Genomic DNA, 19510 nt, shown 5'->3' with positions numbered 1-19510 from the left:
TTACTTCCCCTTGACCTTAACTGGCACCAATGTATCTAACATACTGACAAACGAACTGGTATAGGCATCTAATAAATCTAAAGATTCACTTGGCTTGTCTTGTGTTTCGTCCATTCGGCCAAGTGCACTTCTCACTCTGTAATGTGGCAATACCCCAATAAAATCACCACTTCGATTGGCAACTGCAACCTGATCTTGTTGCGCCCAAACGGGCGATTTCAATGCACTATGCAACTCGGTATAACCACTTAGAGAAACGACGTGAGTATCCATCAAATCTGCAATTTTCTGTTGCGGCGCTTTTCGAAGCAAATGAGTTAGTGACAACTGACCAACCACATGGCGATGCTGATTTACCACATAAACTAGCGCAAACCCGATATAGTCACGCTTTTTTAAGCGCAGTAGTGACTCCTCAACTGTCATTGTTTCTTCAAGAATTAATACGTCCGTCTCAACCCACGCTCCCACAGTATAATCAGGGTAGCTAATTAACATCTTACAGAGAGTTTGTCGTCTTACTGAAATGAGATTAAGAAAACGAGCAAGTTCTTCGTCCTGTAAATGCCTTAAGATAGCAGCAATATCAGCCAACTTCATTTTACCTAGCCATCTCGCAATATCCACATCCGTTTGCGTTATCAGAATTTCCGCTGCACTGCGAGGCTGCATGACTTTAAGTACGTTTAAAGTAACTTCATTTGGTAACGTTTTTAGTAACTCAGCAGCGACATCTGGCGTTTGCAAAGAAAGTAAGCGCGCGGCGCCTGCTGGCTCTTCTTGTAAAAAGTGTTGCGCAATTTTGAGGTTTAACGCTGACATAGAGCCCTCCCTACTGCTTACTTGAATGACTGTGTGTCGCGGTAATATGTGCCGAGTCCTTTAAAAATTGCCTTGCCGGTATTAGGGTTCTCCCTTTTTGGGTTTCAATCACTAACATCGTTGCCGTGATTTCGGTGAGCGTGCCTGAAACGCCTGCAATTTCAATTTGATCGTTAATTCGACAGTGACGCAGCGCTTGTTTTGCCGCAACAGTATTTGCGATTAGCTCTCGACTCCCAAGACCAAAAGCCAATGCAACTCCCGCACACAGTACGCCTGTCAGCACCACCACCATATTGGTCACAAATTGAATATTGATCCCTAATTGCTCAATACCTATTACCGTTGCGGTAAATAGAATCGCGAGCTTGGCTATGTTACCCGCGACTTCAACTCGCGCAAACCCAACGGACTGCGCTCCGGCTCTTGCCATGGCACTGGCCAAATTGCCAAGCAGATAACCACCAACAATAATAAATATCCCAGCGAGTAGATTTGGTAAGTAACTGAGTAGCGAGGAGATCCAATCACTGAAGAAGTTTAAGCCAAGGCTGGATGTGGCCGCTGCGATAAAAAACATCATCGTGACCCAAAACACGGTTTTCCCTATTAATCGAGCGTGTTTTAGATTTAGCTGAAGCGTTTGTTCGGTTTGCACTCGTTGACTTAAACCCGCCAATGCACGATTGCAAAGCTTAAATAACGAAATAGTCAGCTTGCTCAATAGCCAAGCCACTATCCAACCGACAAACAGCATGAGTGCCGCGCCCAATAGTTGCGGAGTATGAGTCACAAGTTGATTGATTAATTGCTCGTAACTGGCAGATAAGGCGTGTTGCCAATTATCAAAGGTACCCTCGGTGGCCATGTAAACTCCTGAATTCGCTAAAACAGCTTACTTTTAAATCAATACATTCATTGTTATCACAGTGTTAGCCGTTGTCCAGAGAATTCCCCTAAGTCCTAAATATTTAAACTACTAACAATACGTTTGGGAACATCTTTGAGAGAATGGAAGCAATTAAGGCGCAAAAACAAGTACCGTCTTTGCGCCCTAGTTGTTTCTTTACATTGGGTGATATAGCTACCTAAAGCGGATGGTTTCTCGCTCACCCATTTCTTCCGGTTCCACATTTTTGCCCACGGCTAGTTTTAATAAGCCGCTCAAGTCAGGGCTAACATGCCAAATTTCAGCATCGTCCAGTTCAAATCGGAGCATGATAAGCTCTGGGTCATCTTTACCCTTTTCAAACCAACTCTCTGCCTGCCTTGACCAATGGGCATCAAGTACGTCTTGTCTTGTTTCTTCGATTAAGTGTCCGCGAATACAAGCGAATACATTATGCCCTTTACTGGAAAATTGTGCGGTTGCTTTGCCACACTTAGCAATACGATTTGTTTTGCTGGTAAAAAACCAAAACTCGCCGTTGGCGTCTTTATCCAACTGTGCTCGCATTGGCTCATGGTGATTATTGTCATCACTCAAACCAATCATCACATTGGGGCTGCTGTCTAGCGCTTCCCAAAAAGTTTTCTTTATGTCTGACATTATCTTCTCCTTATTTATATCAATTAGCGTCTACTTGAAACGGCACAAACCCACTCTTTCGATTAATTGATAGTATCTTGTTGCAGAGCCTCAATAATTGCTTCATTAAAGGCATCAAGATCATTTGGATTGCGACTTGTGATCAAGTTGTCGTCTACCGCAACTTTAAGGTCAATCCAGTCTGCGCCTGCATTTTTAAGATCGGTTTTGATACTTGGGAAAGAGGTAAGCGTTTTTCCCTCTACCAACTGGGCTTCGATTAACAGCCAAGGGCCGTGGCATATCGCCGCAATTGGACGCTTATTTCCAAACTGTGAAAAGGCCTGAATAAATTTAACCGCAGATTTTTCCTGCCTTAGTCTGTCTGGGTTGAATAACCCGCCTGGTAAAACGAGCCCCGCATATTTACTGGGTATGGCTTCATCCAAGGTTAAATCAACGGCGACTTTCTCACCCCAATTGTCTTCATCCCAAGCGGTAATATCTCCCTTTTTTAATGAAATGATATCAACATTAAATCCAGCGCTTTCAAGCGCCTGCTTAGGTTTAATCAGCTCACTTTGTTCGAACCCGTCAGTGGCTAAGATCGCGACTGAAATATTGTCTGACTCCGTCATCATTCTCTCCTTCAATACGTTGCTGGTGTAGAGGTAGATGCGGATACTTATGCAGAATCAATACCATCATATAACCTTATGAAATATATAAATATTAAAGATTAGTGTATTGATCGGATGTAATCTTTACAGAACAGAGGAATGTAAATCTGGACTAGGTTAGCCCTAGTCCATCTTTATTATAATGAAGAGATAGAGGCTGAGTTTGTGCCAAACTCAAACACGTTCAATTTTCCGCATTGAGCAAAGTGATTATTGCTCGTGTATGGCGTGTCTTGTTGGTTAATATCCCCTTCCCAACCTTGACCATTTTTCACGAATGCTTTTACTTCAAACCAACCGTTGAATGTTTTGCTACAGTCCATTTCTACTTCCAGCAACCAGTAATGCGCTCCCCATTGATTGAGTGACATGACGCCAAAACCATCGCTATCGTAACGCTTTTCCGCGCCCCAGCTAGCAGGCCAAATATTGGTTGTCCAATCCAGCGGACTCCCTTGGGCGTCACTAGACTGCCCAGCTTCAGCCGCTAGCCAATCCAATCTGGTATCAGCCACTTTCCAAGAAGCAGTTGTCATGTTTCGCATGTTCAAATGTTTGACAGGTAAAGAGCAAAGCGTAGGGTCAGCGCTACAATCAATCCCGCGCTGCAATGCTGCGGCATGATAAAGGCCACCTCGGACGAACATATCCTGACCAGATTGCGTTTCTGCTTTAATAAAGACTAATGTGCGTTGCCAATCACCAATCTCTGGTGGTGTTGCCAGTTTACTTTGATGATGAATGGCCAAGGCATCCATAGCAGCTAAATTAATTTGTGCGTAACCATTGGTATCAACTTCGATGCTTCTACCCGCGCAGTTTCCTTGGCCGATACCTCCACTTAGCACATCACAATAGGTGCCCGCTGCCAGCCCCGTTTGCAGGCTTTGAACCATACTAGAAGATTCTCGGTTAATAGCGACAAAGCCTAAATCACCTCGGGAAAATGCAATTTGGTTATTACCATTGTCCCACCAATTTGCCACCGTCCAATTGCCATTAGTATGATTTCTAAACTGCATCGCACCTGCAATCATTGGGCGACGATGCTCACACTGCCATAGTTGACTAGTACAGTTGAGGTTAGCGTTTTGATGAACAGGCACCGAAGGGCCGCCAGCATCGGTGTCGCCATTAAACTCGTAACTCGACATCACTTTAGGATAACCATAAGGATATGCCAGCATAAATACATTTGCTAAATCATACAGTTTACCATCATGAAAGGTAACGATAGAGCCTGCACCACCGTGCCCGCGTTGGTTGTCATGATTGTCTGTAAATACCACGGCTTTATAACTTGGCATCATACCCCAAGCTTCGCCAAAGCTTTTTAACCAAGCCAACTTGCCTTGCTTAAATGTCTCACTCAGTTTAATGCTGTATTTAAACTCGGTGACTAAGCCATTTTGATGATATTCAGAAGCAGAAACCGCCTCACCTCCTTGATCAATCACCTCTTGGAAAACGACCGCTGGTTGATTTAACTTGGCTAACACATCGCCAATATCACTTGCAGGCATGTGCTTGCTTGCATCTAACCTAAACCCTGCCACGCCCAGAGACTGTAAATCGTTCAAAAAGCCCGCGAGGGTATTTTGTACGTAGCTCGCATCGGTGTCTAAATCATGAAGCCCTACGAGTTCGCAGTGCTGTACTCGCCATGCATTATTACCGTAGTCTTCAGGGTTTATTGCACAGGTGTTATGAAAATCTTGTGGACTATAGATAGGATATTGTTTGTTGCCAAAAGCGTTACCCGCAACTCCGATGCCGCTGCCATGGGCCATGTGGTTTATAACGGCATCAACATAGATGTCTACTCCGGCAGATTTACACCTTGCGACCATATCGGCAAATTCGGCTCGACTACCACTACGACTCGCTATCTCATAACTGACTGGCTGATAACGAGTCCACCATTGATCACCTGTGATATGCTCATTGGGTGGCGATACTTGCACAGCCGCGTAGCCTTTTGGCCCCAAAAATGTTTCACACTCCGTCGCAACATCTGCCCAAGACCACTCGAATAAATGAACGAATGTTGTTGGGTCGCCTTCAGCTGCATGTGCAGGTGTAACGCAACTGGATGTTAACAACACACCCGCTGCAACTTGGTTTAGTTTTATATTTTTCATTATTGCGCCTCTTATTCACACAAGATTAACAATATAGAATTCCTAGCTAAACAATCTACTGAATACGTATGCATTAGTTTTACTAACAAGTAGCCTTACTAAGAAACAGCATAAACACCGAGTAGTATTTCAGCTTCAGCAATGAATGAACTCCTCTAGCAACTGAATCCTTGCTCGCCATATACGAGAACATGAAAATTGCAATTAACAAATCAATAACCATTAAATAATTACATAAACACGTGCTTTAAAATACAAAAAACCAACATTAAACAATATTTTTTTCTTATTTTTTATTTTGACAGACATAAAGCTATTGTTATAAATAAAACAAGGATTTCCCTAAGTTTCTGTTTTAGGTTACGAATTTTTAGAAGAGTCATTCCAAGCTTCAAAACATCAACTACACTCAAATGACATCTTTGTATAAAAAACCCACAGAGATGTCATCCGAAGCAGTTCTATTAATGTTATCAACCTAGTAACTGAACCACTCAGGGGTCATTATGATTACACAGCGCTCACTTTTAAGCCGTGTTCGTAAGATTGTCTCTAACAGCTGCATAGCTGGCAGTATATTTTTCGCCTTAACCTCATCCGCATTTGCACTCGAAAATTGGCAAAAAGTCGAAAGGCTCACACCAACTGACGAAACTACCAATGCAGATGAATTAGTCTTTAAAGTCACCTTTGTTAACGCACATACCGTTGCGCCAACCGCCAGTGACTTTACGATTCTAGGCGATGAAAAAGACACCAATAACGACACAACTATTGATACAGGTAGTAAAACAACCGCATCAATCACACAAGTCACCGTCGACTCAGGTAACAGCTCAATTTACCATGTTACGCTCTCTGGAGGTGACCTTGCCAGCTACAACGGCGTCGTTGCGTTATTGCCTGCGAGTAACTCAATAAGACCTGAAGTGTTCGAAGCCTACTACGTTAGTAACGGCACTGAGCTCCCAGCCTCTGATAAACTCATTGTATTTGATTACGCAGATCAGACCAGCGAGCTGGGCAATGGCTACTTTGGAGCAACTGCCGCAGAAGCAAGAACCACAGCAGATGCCCTATGCAAAAGTAAATTTCTACGCAAGCATAACCGTCTAAACAATATTATTGATAGTTCTGCTTCAACAGCAGTAAGTAATGGACCGGTTAGAGCACATGCTGTAATTTCATTCTCTGCATCCGATGACATCGCCAGCCTTGACACTAATTACAGCCTACCTAGTGTTAATGTTTTTAATAGCGGAGGCACTAAACTTGCTGACGCCAATTGGGATGACTTTGTCAACGGCACACTTAGCGCCCTTAATAGTAATGCGTCCGACATGCTAGAAAATTCGGGCAACGTTAAGTATTTTTGGAGTTTCTCCGATTCGGGAGGCACTTTTAACGCTGCGAATAACTGTTCGGGCGGAACCTCACCTTCTAATACTGTCAAAGGTGTTGCCAACCAAAATGGCAGTTGGTATACCTTAATAGGCAGTGTGCCCTGTAACAACGCACTGAATTTAATTTGTGTCGCATGGCATGAATCAGCCTATTTAGATGCCAATATTTCCAATACCGCACCTACAATTAGTAACTTACCAGCAAGCTTTACTGTGACAGAAGATGTCGCAACAACGGTTGATCTATCAGCGGTCGTCTTAGCTGATAACGAAGATGACAGCTTAACGGTTACCTTGGCTCTGGACAGTGGCTCCATCGCAAGCACCGATGGTAATGGCACAGTGAGCAGCGTCACGGTGGCGGGAAGTGGCACTGCAAGTATGACATTAAGTGGGTCAGCGGCTGCGCTTAATAGCTATCTCGATGTGACGACTAAGCTAAATATCACCACGGAAACCGACAACACAGCGGCAATGACGCTCACGGTTACGCCGAATGATGGTACCGTTGATGGTGATGCAGCAACCAGCACCGTGAACGTCACGGCAGTCAACGATAAGCCAACCTTTACTTCCACAGCGGTCACTGCATCAACTGAGGATTCAGTGTACAAATATTCAATAGCCACCAGCGACCCTGACAAAGATGATGTCACCGTTTCTGTCTCGGCTAGCACCCCGCTTCCAAGTTGGCTAAGCTTAAATACAAGCACAGAAGCAACGGTGTCTACACTTGCAGGTCAAAGCTCTGGTTATGCCGATGGAACTGGGACTGCCGCCTCATTTAAATCTCCTTATGACGTTGCAACCGACAGTAACAACAATGTGTATGTTGCCGATTACAGTAACCATGTGATCCGTAAAATTACACCTGAGGGCGTTGTCACTACACTTGCAGGTTCTGGAACCGCAGGCTCTGATGAAGGCACTGGTAGTGCTGCTTCATTTAACTTTCCCAAAGCCGTAACAGTTGACGCTTCTGGCAATGTTTATGTTGCAGATTCTTCAAACAATAAAATCCGTAAGATCACCCCGGCAGGAGTAGTAACTACCTTTGCAGGTAGTGGTTCACCTGGTAGCACGGACGGAACCGGCACAGCAGCCACTTTTGCTGCACCAACAGGTATCACGATTGACAGCAACGGAAATCTATTTGTCGTAGAAACGAACCCTCATATCGTTCGTAAAATAACCCCTGCAGGCGTCGTGACCACGTTTGCGGGTAGTAAAGGGTCTTCTGGGTTTACTGATGCAACAGGAACATCGGCAAAATTCAACTTCCCCTATAATGGCGGTAGTAGTAGCAACAACGACCTATTTATAGCGGACCGCAATAATCACGCTATTCGTAAAGTCACCTCGGCAAGTGTTGTAACCACTTTTGCAGGAACGGGATCGGCGGGTTCGGCTAATGGCACAGGAACGCAAGCAAGCTTTAATAAGCCATACGATATCGCACTAGACAGCGCCGATAACCTTTATGTATCCGAGCAAACGGGCCACACTATTCGCAAGATAACCAGTGCAGGCGTAGTAACCACTTTTGCAGGAAGTGCCGGAGTCTCAGGAAGTACAGATGGTTTAGCGAGTGTGGCACGCTTCAGCCAACCCTTTGGTATTGCAGTAGACAGCAATGGCATCGTTTATGTTGCAGATACCGGCAACCATCGAATTCGAAAAATATCACCGGCAGAGACGACGTTGACGGGTACGCCTAGCAATGACGATGTTGGCGATCACTATATTTGTTTAATTGTTTCCGACGGTACTGAAACCAGCGAGCAATGCTTTACCATTACGGTTACAAACGTCAATGATGCGCCCGTTGTCGCAACTAACACGGGTTTAACCTTAGATGGTGGTACAACAATAAACATCACGAGTTCAGCTCTGTCTGCAAGCGATGTTGATGACAGTGGTACAGGTTTAACGTACACAGTAACTACCTTGCCAAGTCACGGAAGCCTCTTTGTTGATGCCAACAGTAATGACAGCTTAGACAGTGGTGAAGCGCTCGGCAGCAATGGTACGTTCACACAAGCTGATATTGAAAATGGCAACTTATTTTATGCCCACGACGACTCTCAAAATGCGAGTGACAGTTTTGTCTTTTCACTAGAGGATGGCTTGGAAGACGGTGTTACCGCAATTACCAATCAAACATTTAGCTTTGTTGTTGAGTTAAATAAAGCACCGGTTATCAGCGGTACTCCAGCGGCGACCGTCAACGAAAACGTTGCATATAGTTTTACGCCTACCGCAACCGACGAAGATAACGACACCTTAACATTTAGCATCACCAATAAACCAAGCTGGGCAACCTTTAGCACCTCAACCGGTAGTTTAACGGGAACACCTAGTTATACCGATGCAGGTGCATACAATGGTATTGTTATTACAGTGAGTGATGGCACAGCCAGTGATACCTTAAATTTTGATATTACTGTCGCCAACGTGAACCGCACACCAAGTATTAGTGGGACACCTGCGACTAGTGTTGATGAAAATAGCAGTTATAGCTTTACTCCAACAGCCTCTGATCCTGATGGAGATACGCTTACTTTCAGTATCACCAATAAACCAAGTTGGGCCACTTTCAGTACCAGTACAGGAGCCTTGAGCGGCACGCCAAGCTTTACTGATGCTGGCGACTACAACGGTATTGTAGTAACAGTCAGCGATGGTACCGCAACACAAACGCTGAACTTTAATATTAATGTTGTAAATGTGAACCGTTCACCCTCAATTAGTGGTTCTCCATCCACTTCAGTGCTTGAAGGCGGTACTTATAATTTCACACCAACCGCAAGTGACCCTGATAATGACAACCTAAGCTTCTCTATTGCCAATAAGCCGATCTGGGCATCATTTAGTTCAACTACTGGAGCATTAACTGGAACTCCTAACTTCAATCAGGCAGGTACTTACAGTGGCATAGTCATTACAGTTAGTGACGGTAGCGCCTCTCAAAATCTGACCTTCTCAATCGCTGTAACAGATGTAAATCGCGCACCTACCATTACGGGTACGCCAGCAACCACTGTGAATGAGGGAGTAATTTATAGCTTCACCCCTAGTGCTTCCGATGAGGATAATGATAACCTTTCCTTTAGCATTACCAACGCGCCTGATTGGGCTACATTCAGTAGTACAACGGGTACGCTAACAGGTACTCCTACCTTTAATGATGGTGGTGAGCAATACAACATCACAATCAGTGTTAGTGATGGTAATGAAAGCGCAAACCTTAACTTCACGCTAAGCGTAGTCAACATCAATCGTTTACCGACGATAAGTGGGACTCCTGGCGTAAAAGTCACAGTGGGGGAAAACTATAGTTTTGTACCTGCTGCAACGGATGAAGATGAGGACACATTAAGCTTTACGATCACTAATAAGCCAAGCTGGGCTCTATTCTCAGCATCAACCGGTGAGCTATCTGGTACTCCGTCAGAGACAGATATTGGTACGACTAGCGGTATTCAAATCAGCGTTAGTGACGGTACTGACAATGCGAGTTTACCAGCATTTAACCTTGAAGTGGTTGCAGAGAATACGGCACCAGCAGGTGAAAACCTCTCGCTCACTGTTAAAGAAGATACCTCTTTGACTATTCTGCCGACATTACAAGATGCCGAAGATGATACCTTAACGCTGACCATAGGTAGTCAGCCGACAAATGGATCATTAACCAGCAGTGATACAGGCTGGATATATCAACCGGAAGCTGACTTCAATGGGGACGATAGTTTTACCTATTCAGTAAGCGATGGAGAGCTGCAAAGTGATAACTATACCGTTACATTGACTATCACACCTGTAAATGATTTACCTATTGCGAATAGTGATAGCTTCCAGCTTGATGGTTCAGCTAATAATACATTCACCCTTGATGTGCTAGCGAATGATACCGATGTAGATGGTGATACCCTCGTTATTGAAGGTGTCAAGGCAAGTTTAGGCAACGCCAGCGTAGTCGGCAATGCTCTGCAGTACACTGCGCCAAGTAACTTCGCGGGCTCTGTTACTCTGAACTACGCCATTCGTGATGGTCATGGTGGTCGAGCTAAAGCAAATGCACTATTAGAAATAAGTGGTGCAGTCAATGGTGAACCTCCTGTTGTCACCGCCCCAGCAGATCTAGAGATTAATGCGACAGGGCTATTTACCAAGGTAAACCTGGGTACTGCGACAGCACTTAATAGCAGCGGTGAACCTTTACCCGTTACGCTTACAGAAGGTAAAACCATATTTGCACCAGGAGAGCATAACGTCTACTGGCAAGCAACAGACGCAGACGGTAACTTAGGAACAGATCAACAGTTGTTGAGAGTGAATCCGCTAGTGTCGTTGAGTAAAGATAAAGTCATTGCTGAAGGCAGCAAGGTAGATATTCAAGTGCTACTAAATGGCCCTGCTCCGCAATATCCTGTAACTGTCGATTATACCGTAACAGGTAGTGCAATATCTGGTGTTGATCATGACTTGAGTAGCGGCTCGGTGACGATAAGCTCGGGCACGAAAGCCAACATTTCAATTCAAACAGTTGCAGATGGAGAGTTTGAGGGCGATGAGACGATCACGGTCAGCTTAAATAACGGTATTAACCTTGGTGCAAAACGGGAAACCACTATTACAGTGAGCGAGCAAAATATTGCGCCGGATGTCTCACTAGTTGTGACTCAGAATAACCAAAACCGATTAACCGTTAGCCAAGATGAAGGAATTGTATCTGTCGCTGCAACGGTGGCCGATCCAAATGCTGGCGACACAGTGACGAACGCATGGAAAGTAACAGGTATGACTTCCGATCAATATACGGAGGACACACTGCAACTAAGCTTTAACCCTCAAGAACTGCAAGCGGGAACATACAAGATCACGCATACAGCAACTGACTCTAGTAGTGCGCAAGATAGTGAGAGCGTATTTATTCAAGTGACCCAGTCATTGCAACAGTTATCTGATACGGAAGATACGGATGGCGATCTTATCCCTGATAGTCAAGAGGGTTACGCCGATGATGATGGAGACGGGATCCCTGATTTCCAAGACGCTATCACCGAGTGTAATGTTATGCCTCAGGAAGTAGTGACGCAGGACGGCTTCTTAGTCGAAGGTAACCCTGGAGTCTGTTTACGTAAGGGCGAGTTTACTGCTAGTGGTGAAACCGGTGGCCTACTGATGACAGATGACGAGGGTAATTCACAACTAGGTGACGATGATGATGCACAAATCACTGGCGGCTTGTTTGACTTTATTGCTTACGGGCTACCGAAAGCAGGTCAAGTATATCAGCTAGTGATGCCACAGCGCCTACCTATCCCAAGAGATGCTGTATATCGTAAGTTTAAAGCGTCCTCAGGTCTTTGGGTGAACTTTGTGGAAGACGCAAATAACCTCGTCTTTAGTGCGGAAGGTGAGCCTGGCATTTGTCCTCCTCCAGGAGATGAAAGCTGGTCTGAGGGCCTGACAGAAGGACATTGGTGTGTGCAACTTCAGATAGAAGATGGTGGTATCAATGATGACGATGGTGAAGCAAACGGTAGTATTGTGGATCCAGGTGGTGTCGGTGTACTGCTATCTAATAATCAGATGCCTGTAGCGCTAGACGATACAATTAGTATGAAGTGGAACACCAATATTACTATCGATGTTTTAGCGAATGACACTGATGCTGATGGAGATATGCTCACCGTAGCAAATGCTTCAGCAAGCTTTGGCGATGTACAAATTAATCCAGATAATACTCTGTACTATACACCAAACACGGGGTATGTCGGAGTAGATACGCTGAGTTACGCCATAACCGATGGTAATGGAGGAACCGCAGGAGCGAGCGTAGTAATTACTGTAGTTGCCAATACGGCTCCCATAACGGTTTCCGATGTTGCAACAGTTGTTTCTGGAAAGCCAATTACCATTAATGTTCTAGCAAACGACAGTGATAGCGATGGCGATACGCTGCAAGTAACTGAGGCAACGGCACAGCACGGTAGTGTCGCAGTTAATGCTGATTACAGCTTAACCTATCAGTCAAATGCTGGGTTTGTTGGCAGTGAAACCGTTACCTACACAATCACAGATGGTGAAGCGAGTGTTCAAGGTAGTGTGAATATTACAGTCAACAAAGCACCTACTGATACCGTCACGAACAAGAGTGATAGTGGTAGTATGCCGGTATGGTTGATTTGGCTCAGCCTTGCATTTGTAGTAACTCGTCGGTGGCAAGCTATAACACGTTAACGACCTGAACAGGTTAAAAACCACACTAGAAAGGGGTAATGAAGTTTCACTTCATTACCCCTTTCTTTTTGCGATAAAGCACTGTGGCGATAGAGCCGAGCATGCTCGGTTACTCACTCATCTAATTGATACTTTTTAAGTGTCGCTTTATAAATACCATTAGTCTGTAGTAGTAAAAGGCCTTTATCGAACAATTCAATAACTTCCATTGCTTTTGGATGGGATTTGCTAATACCGATATGAAGAGGCCATTGTGCAATGGTCGATTGATGTACTTTAAGGTGATGAAATTCAGTGTGTTGACTCCGTAAATAGGCAAAGGCAAGCTCATCGCTTACTACGGCTTCTACTCGCTGCTTATTAAGGAGTGATAAACAAGAGGTCAAATTTGTGAGCTTTTCTAAACGAATTTGCGAAATCTGCGCGAGCGCAATTTCAGAACGAAAACCCCGAATAGCGCATACACTCAACCCCTTTAGATCTTCCAAGTGCTCAAAGTTAATCTCAGATTCTGTACGTGAAATAAGTACCAGCCGGTTACTGTAATAAGCTTTGCTAAAAATAAAACGTTCATCGCGACTGTCCGAACGCCATAATGCGGGGATAATATCGACCTGCCCTTTCTCTACCATTCGCATGGCACGACTGAAAGGCGTAATAAGCATTTCAAAATCTTGATTCTCTGCCTTAAATGCCGCACGAACTAAATCTACAGTAAAACCAGAATCTTCATCAATGACATAGGGAGGCCAAACATTATGCGCCCCCACTATGGCATCATTTGCAGATGATGTGCACGACAGGGCAATAAGCAGGAGGCATGACTGTCTTAAACTTTTTATCGCCATGTCTACTCTCTCCCACTTTTACCTTCAAACTAAGTTGGCTGACAACTTTGCTATAAATGTTTGCTCCGACCCTAATTGAGTATAGCGCAACCGTTGCATCACGAAATATACACATACTTGCTCACTGGCAACGTTTGAATATGGCATAAAATTCAACGACTTTTGTCCTTCAACACACAATTTAGTGTAAACCAATGTAAACAAACCGTGAAGTTTAATTGAATTGTCATCAATAGCGCTTAAAATACTGCGTCCGAATAAAAATTCGGATAATTCTAATACACGGGAAAATAAAAAATGATTAAAAAATCTATCCTTGCTTCAGCTATTGCATTAGCTTGCCTAAATGCACAAGCAGAGGTGATTATCTCTGAGTATGTTGAAGGTAGCAGTTATAACAAAGCCATTGAGCTCTACAATGGTAGTGATGCAGCTGTCAATCTAACTGGTTACTCAGTCAACTTTTTCTTTAATGGCGCAACAGAAGCTCGCACGAATATAGAACTAAGTGGTGAACTTGCGGCTAAATCAACTTATGTTATTGCTCATGCTGACTCAGCAGCAGAGATCATTGCAAAAGCACAGTTAACAAACACAAGTAGCTGGTTTAATGGTGATGATGCCGTGACGCTTACGCTCAATGGTGCAGTTGTTGATAGCCTAGGTCAGGTTGGTGTCGACCCAGGTAGTGAATGGATTGATGGCGATATTAGAACAAAAGATAAAACGCTTGTCAGAGATCCTGCAATAACAACTGGCCGCACCGATGCAACTTCTGCATTTGTTGGCACTGGACAATGGCTTGCACTTGCGAAGAATGATTTTAGCAACCTAGGTATCCACATTAATGGCGGTGACGTACCTGAGCCAGAGCCAGTTATTTGTGGCGAAAATAATACCTTGATCAGTGCCATTCAGGGCGCAGGCGATGCAAGTCCATTGGCTGGAGAAACGGTTGAAGTTCAAGCTGTTGTCACTGCAAGCCTACAATCAGATGCAGGGCTTGGCGGCTTCTTCCTTCAAGAAGAAAGCACTGACTATGATGCTGATAATAATACTTCCGAAGGTATTTTTGTCGTATATACCGCAACTCCAGTAAGCACAGGAGATGTGGTTAAATTACGTGGTAAAGTTGAAGAGAAGTATGGTCAAACTCAACTCATTAACGTCGACGCAATTGAGCTATGCGGTTCTGCTACGGCTTCAGCGACTACCGTTACTTTACCTGCAGAGAATGGTCTTGAAGCCTACGAAGGCATGTTGGTTTCGATTTCAAATGAGTTGGTCGTTAACGATACATACGGACTTGCACGCTACGGCGAAGTACGCTTAGGTACTGAACGTTTATACCAGAGCACTCAAGTAGCTACTCCTGGTGATGCTGCAAACCAGCTAGAAGCTGAGAACAAGCGCAAAGAAATTTTACTCGATGATGGTTCATCAGTACAAAACCCTGACGTTATTCCTTACCCATCACCCACACTAGATGCCTATAACACTTTACGACTGGGCGATTCTGTGACGGGCCTTGAGGGTGTAATGGGATATGGTTATAGCCAATACCGTATTCACCCAACATCAACACCAAACTTTGTTCATACTAATCTACGTACAGAAGCACCTCAGGTAGAAGTGCGTGGAGATTTACGTATTGCTAGCTTCAACGTATTAAACTACTTCAATGGTGACGGTCAAGGTGCAGGTTTCCCAACGTCACGAGGCGCTGACAATCTAGAAGAGTTTGAACGCCAAAAAGCAAAAACGGTTGCTGCAATTTCGGCGCTCGATGCCGATATTATCGGTCTGCTAGAAGTAGAGAACGATGGCTTTGGTGAGTTTAGTGCGATTGCCGACCTCGTTAACGCTTTAAATGCAGCAGACTCTGCTAATACTTACGCATTTGTAAACCTAAATGTTGACCAAGTGGGTGGGGATGCAATTACATCCGGTATCATCTATCGTAGTAACAAAGTAGCTGAAGTAGGCACGCCTGCATTTACCGAAGCCGTACCATTTGATTACGGTAACCGTCCTCCTGTCGTACAAACTTTCAAAGAGGCAAACGGCGAAGAAATCTTCACTGTGGTAATGGCTCACTTACGCTCTAAAGGCAGTTGTTCAAAAGCTGAGGGCTTAGATCAAGACCAAAATGACGGTCAAGGTTGTTGGAACCAAACTCGAGTCACTGCGGTTAATACCCTAGCGACTTGGCTTGGCACAAATCCGACAGGAGTTGCAGAAGATGATGTAATAATTCTGGGTGACATGAATGCTTACGCTCAGGAAGATCCAATCAACACCTATGTCGAGAATGGTTATGCCAACATCAAGCAAACGCTTCATGGCAATAGCTTAGATTATTCATACGTGTATCAAGGGCGTATCGGTAGCCTAGATCACGCCTTTGCTTCAAACACGATGATGGAAAAAGTAAAGTCAGTGACGGATTGGCATATCAATGCGGATGAACCCGTCGCGCTAGATTACAACACTGAGTACAAATCAGATACTCACAAAGCAAGTCTTTATGCAGCACACGCTTATCGCGCATCGGATCATGACCCAGTGGTTATCGACCTTAACCTTGCTAAAGAGCCGACGATTATTGAAGGCGAGTTTACAGGCCTTGCAGGTTGGTTCTGGTGGCAACATCGCTCAATCGAGCTACCAGCGGGCTTTGATAAACTAGAAGTGTCAATCACAGGTCAAGGCGAAGCAGACCTATATGTGCGCCATAAGAAAATGCCAAACTTCTTCAAGTACGACTGTCGCCCATACCTTTGGGGGAGTGAAGAAAGCTGTGTATTTGACGAGCCTGCAGAAGGTAAATGGAATTTCCGCCTGCGCGGCCTATTCCCTTATTACAATGTAACTATCAAATATAAAGCGACAAAAGCGAATTAATTGCTGCTTTAACGTAAAACCCAAGAGCCAAGGCTCTTGGGTTTTTCTTGGCATTGTAGGTCACTCCTAAACGAGCATAGCCCCACCATCACTCACTATCGATGCGCCCGTTATATAGCTGTCATTCATCAAAAACAAATATGCATTGGAAATTTGAGAATCACTTCCAAGACCTAGAGGAATTTTTTCTTCCAACTCTTTCAATGTTTTAAATCCTGGTGAAACGGTATTGACCCGAATAGGAGCAAGCTCAATTGCCAAAGCTTTCCCAAGTGACTCAACTGCACCGCTTATCGTACTTAATGTTGAGTACCCATTGTAAGGCCGCTTACCTAATGTTCCCGACGAAAACACAATACTCCCGCCATCGTTAATATATTCGTGAGCCAATTTAGCAAAGCTATACTGCCCCCAAAACTTAGTATCGAAAGCATGACGAACCTCTTTGAGGTCGAGTTCTAAAAATGGAGAAACAATGAGTGGAGACTTAACAGTAAAAATAAGGTGATCAATTTTTCCTATTTTCTCAAGTAGGTTTTTAATCTCACTTTCAACCGTAATATCAACCGAATAACAAGTACAACTTTCAAGATATGGCTGACTTCTAATGCTAGCTTGTTTGTCAAATGCAGATCTCGAGGCTATTAATACCTCACCGCCATCTTCACTTACGCGTTTTGCCAATGCGAGACCAATACCTGTACTCCCACCAACAATTAATACCTTTTTTCCTTTCATTCCTTTTCTTCAACTCCTCTAACGTAAAAATCACAGCAGAGCCAAGCCTCATTATTTAGTACTTGACTACTGCTTTACGTTATATTGGGCTTAGAACCAAAATATCAACATTAAATTAACAACCCAACACCCGTTTAATGAACGGCCATTTTTGTTGAGTATATTGCTCACGGTCATCTTTGTATTCTTGTACTAACGCCTGCTTCAACGCGCAATACTCAGCTCTTAAAACTGATGATGCTCTTAATTTTTCCCTAAAAGAAATACGCTCTTGCCAAAGTAGGCTATTGAAAGGAACAAGGTGTAAGTGATGGGTTCTAAACTCAGGCGTTGGTTTGCAAAACCAGTGCATTACGTCAGCTTTATAGGGGTAATAACAATAACCGTGTTGAGTGAGCACTTGGATGGCTTCTTTTGACACCACTAGTGACTTAACACCCACCATAATATCTATCACAGGCTTAGCAACCATACCAACCACCGCTGTACTACCCACATGCTCAATACCACCTTCAATCCAAGGGCAAAGCAAAGGCGCTAACCTTAGCTTTTCCACTTGGAACATTCGTGGCCAATCTTGATTATATTTAGAAAGTGAAATAGCTTGGTCTGCCATTGAAAGGAAAGTCCTGTAGTTGCTCTAAGTTTGGTTTGGAACAGTATACAGCTAAAGCAAAGCTTTGCTCATCACCACGACATCAACACTTTGGTAATTGACGTTTTCGAGCTGTTTTTCGTCCCCTGCTTCCGATAAAGTCCACCTTCGGAGGGCTAACACAGACACCCACCATAATTTGCATTTATATTATGGTAGGTGTCTGCTATCTGTGCTATCTGCACACCACCTTTATCACAAAAACCAACGTTTAGTAAAAATGCTACTTATGCGAATCACTGTTAAATTGTTATATGAATTCTCGATTGAAGCGTCGAACTTTTGTACGCCTACTTTTCATAGGTGATGACGTTTTAAGCTGGGTCATACGCCCCAAAACCCGTTGTTCACACTACGCAATACCGTAGAAATCATGCTTACTCAAGCTTGACATAAGTAAAAGTACTCGTTAATCGTAGGCTTAAGTTCAATGTGTAAGGCTTCGAGTTTCCAGTCTCGACACTCTTCGTGGAAGCTTTCGGCAAGTGAGCCCAATTGCTTCCATTTATAGCTAGTTTCTGGGCAATCACGTGTTGATTTTGAGAGCTTAGGCGGTGCCATTTAAGAACGAGTTTCTCCCAACCAATCAAGTGAGCCACCGTATCACTAACGCTAATGAGTGTATCTTAAATACAATCTTGATCTTTGTCTCTGAAAGTCATTTCTAAAAAATGGACTAGTTTCACATTAAGAACCTTCAACCAACCATGAAGATTAATATTCAACCGAATGTAAACTTAATTGCTTTACTAAAACTTTACATCTATGTATTGTACTTCCAGTTATATAACAAAAGGAATGTATATAATGAAATTGGAATCAGTAAAAAGAACAACTTTAACGGGTTGCTATATCCTAGAAAACTTAAAGGTAATAACGCTTCTAACTGCAGCTTGGTTCATACCATTCGCTGCAGCGATAGCTCAAGAAAAGGAGGTAACAGAGAGCGCTTTTATCTCTGAAAAGGGGGTAACAGAAAGTACTTTTACCTCTGAAAAGGAGGTAACAGAGAGCACTTTTACCTCTGAAGAGGAGGTAGCAGAGAGCGCTTTTACCTCTGAAGAGCGATATAGTGTAGCAGCAGATAATTATGGTGTACTTTCCCATGATTTGCTGGGCGAGCAACATGATGCTTACACTGGAGAAGTGGGTTTCGCTCAAACCGACTTAATTATTCCGACCAATAGTGACTTAAAACTTAAGATCAAGCGAATTAAAGGGGGCCAATCAAGTTCTTCCTATAAGATATTTGGAGATTGGTCATTAGATTTACCAAGACTTTATGGTCCCATTAGAGCTAATTTCCATAGTGGGGTTGACCGTTGCACAACCATTGGGTGGAATGCCACCAAAACACTGCGCCCAGGTATCGAACCTGAAGACAACCAGAATGGACCATTGTTGGCTGGTTTGTCCACATGTAACTCCACCCAATTTAGTACAGCTATTTCATAGAATTTTATGCAGCCTCAAGATAGCCAATTGGTGTCATATCGCCAAGTGAATCATGAGGTCGCTCATAATTATAAATATCTAACCACTCAT

The 19510-nt window shown here is 43.8% G+C and carries 11 protein-coding genes and 1 pseudogene; 3 read left to right on the top strand and 9 right to left on the bottom strand.

The features are described from left to right. The 5 genes from L3V43_RS16145 to L3V43_RS16125 form a co-directional block, all read right to left on the bottom strand. Nucleotides 1-822: a CBS domain-containing protein gene (locus tag L3V43_RS16145; protein ID WP_237117016.1), complete on the bottom strand. Its 822-nt coding sequence runs from the start codon at nt 820-822 to the stop codon at nt 1-3. A 10-nt stretch (nt 823-832) separates the two neighbouring features. Next, nucleotides 833-1690, bottom strand: a complete 858-nt coding sequence (locus tag L3V43_RS16140) for a mechanosensitive ion channel domain-containing protein (RefSeq protein WP_235367912.1) — start codon at nt 1688-1690, stop codon at nt 833-835. Nucleotides 1691-1906: 216 nt separating this feature from the next. Then, complete coding sequence (locus L3V43_RS16135) at nt 1907-2371, bottom strand: pyridoxamine 5'-phosphate oxidase family protein (RefSeq protein WP_010369644.1); 465 nt, start codon at nt 2369-2371, stop codon at nt 1907-1909. Between the two features lie 62 nt (nt 2372-2433). Continuing rightward, nucleotides 2434-2988 (bottom strand): type 1 glutamine amidotransferase domain-containing protein, encoded by a 555-nt coding sequence (locus L3V43_RS16130; RefSeq protein ID WP_102058483.1) that lies wholly within the window; start codon nt 2986-2988, stop codon nt 2434-2436. Nucleotides 2989-3167: 179 nt separating this feature from the next. Continuing rightward, nucleotides 3168-5171: an alpha-amylase family protein gene (locus L3V43_RS16125; RefSeq protein ID WP_237117017.1), complete on the bottom strand. Its 2004-nt coding sequence runs from the start codon at nt 5169-5171 to the stop codon at nt 3168-3170. Between the two features lie 506 nt (nt 5172-5677). Here L3V43_RS16125 and L3V43_RS16120 point away from each other — a divergent pair. Then, nucleotides 5678-12820 carry an Ig-like domain-containing protein gene (locus tag L3V43_RS16120; protein WP_237117018.1) on the top strand — a complete coding sequence of 2381 codons (7143 nt, stop codon included), beginning with the start codon at nt 5678-5680 and terminating at the stop codon, nt 12818-12820. Nucleotides 12821-12933: 113 nt separating this feature from the next. On the opposite strand, the gene L3V43_RS16115 is transcribed toward L3V43_RS16120, so the two are convergent. Further along, nucleotides 12934-13668, bottom strand: a complete 735-nt coding sequence (locus L3V43_RS16115; protein WP_211865027.1) for a transporter substrate-binding domain-containing protein — start codon at nt 13666-13668, stop codon at nt 12934-12936. A 297-nt stretch (nt 13669-13965) separates the two neighbouring features. Here L3V43_RS16115 and L3V43_RS16110 point away from each other — a divergent pair, with 297 nt between their 5' ends. After that, nucleotides 13966-16572, top strand: coding sequence for an ExeM/NucH family extracellular endonuclease (locus tag L3V43_RS16110; RefSeq protein WP_237117019.1), 2607 nt, complete (start codon nt 13966-13968; stop codon nt 16570-16572). A 66-nt stretch (nt 16573-16638) separates the two neighbouring features. On the opposite strand, the gene L3V43_RS16105 is transcribed toward L3V43_RS16110, so the two are convergent. The 3 genes and pseudogenes from L3V43_RS16105 to L3V43_RS23825 all read right to left on the bottom strand — a co-directional run. Then, complete coding sequence (locus tag L3V43_RS16105) at nt 16639-17310, bottom strand: SDR family oxidoreductase (protein ID WP_237117020.1); 672 nt, start codon at nt 17308-17310, stop codon at nt 16639-16641. Between the two features lie 115 nt (nt 17311-17425). Next, entirely contained in the window at nt 17426-17926 is a 501-nt protein-coding gene (locus L3V43_RS16100) for a GrpB family protein (RefSeq protein WP_237117021.1), read from the bottom strand. 289 nt (nt 17927-18215) lie between these two features. Continuing rightward, nucleotides 18216-18588: pseudogene (locus tag L3V43_RS23825) on the bottom strand (ClbS/DfsB family four-helix bundle protein); the annotation flags it as partial. Nucleotides 18589-18772: 184 nt separating this feature from the next. Between L3V43_RS23825 and L3V43_RS16090 the strand changes: the two are divergent. Continuing rightward, nucleotides 18773-19420 (top strand): hypothetical protein, encoded by a 648-nt coding sequence (locus tag L3V43_RS16090; protein WP_237117023.1) that lies wholly within the window; start codon nt 18773-18775, stop codon nt 19418-19420. Nucleotides 19421-19510 lie beyond the last annotated feature (90 nt).

It is taken from the genome of Pseudoalteromonas sp. L23, assembly GCF_021728455.1.
In the GTDB taxonomy this organism is placed as follows: domain Bacteria; phylum Pseudomonadota; class Gammaproteobacteria; order Enterobacterales; family Alteromonadaceae; genus Pseudoalteromonas.
This window is presented reverse-complemented; position numbering and strand designations above follow the sequence as displayed.

Coding starts and splice junctions, on each gene's coding strand:
- L3V43_RS16105 (WP_237117020.1), bottom strand. CDS start 17,310: ATGAAAGGAAAAAAGGTATTAATTGTTGGTGGGAGTACAGGTATTGGT.
- L3V43_RS16140 (WP_235367912.1), bottom strand. CDS start 1,690: ATGGCCACCGAGGGTACCTTTGATAATTGGCAACACGCCTTATCTGCC.
- L3V43_RS16100 (WP_237117021.1), bottom strand. CDS start 17,926: ATGGCAGACCAAGCTATTTCACTTTCTAAATATAATCAAGATTGGCCA.
- L3V43_RS16135 (WP_010369644.1), bottom strand. CDS start 2,371: ATGTCAGACATAAAGAAAACTTTTTGGGAAGCGCTAGACAGCAGCCCC.
- L3V43_RS16145 (WP_237117016.1), bottom strand. CDS start 822: ATGTCAGCGTTAAACCTCAAAATTGCGCAACACTTTTTACAAGAAGAG.
- L3V43_RS16130 (WP_102058483.1), bottom strand. CDS start 2,988: ATGACGGAGTCAGACAATATTTCAGTCGCGATCTTAGCCACTGACGGG.
- L3V43_RS16125 (WP_237117017.1), bottom strand. CDS start 5,171: ATGAAAAATATAAAACTAAACCAAGTTGCAGCGGGTGTGTTGTTAACA.
- L3V43_RS16120 (WP_237117018.1), top strand. CDS start 5,678: ATGATTACACAGCGCTCACTTTTAAGCCGTGTTCGTAAGATTGTCTCT.
- L3V43_RS16115 (WP_211865027.1), bottom strand. CDS start 13,668: ATGGCGATAAAAAGTTTAAGACAGTCATGCCTCCTGCTTATTGCCCTG.
- L3V43_RS16090 (WP_237117023.1), top strand. CDS start 18,773: ATGAAATTGGAATCAGTAAAAAGAACAACTTTAACGGGTTGCTATATC.
- L3V43_RS16110 (WP_237117019.1), top strand. CDS start 13,966: ATGATTAAAAAATCTATCCTTGCTTCAGCTATTGCATTAGCTTGCCTA.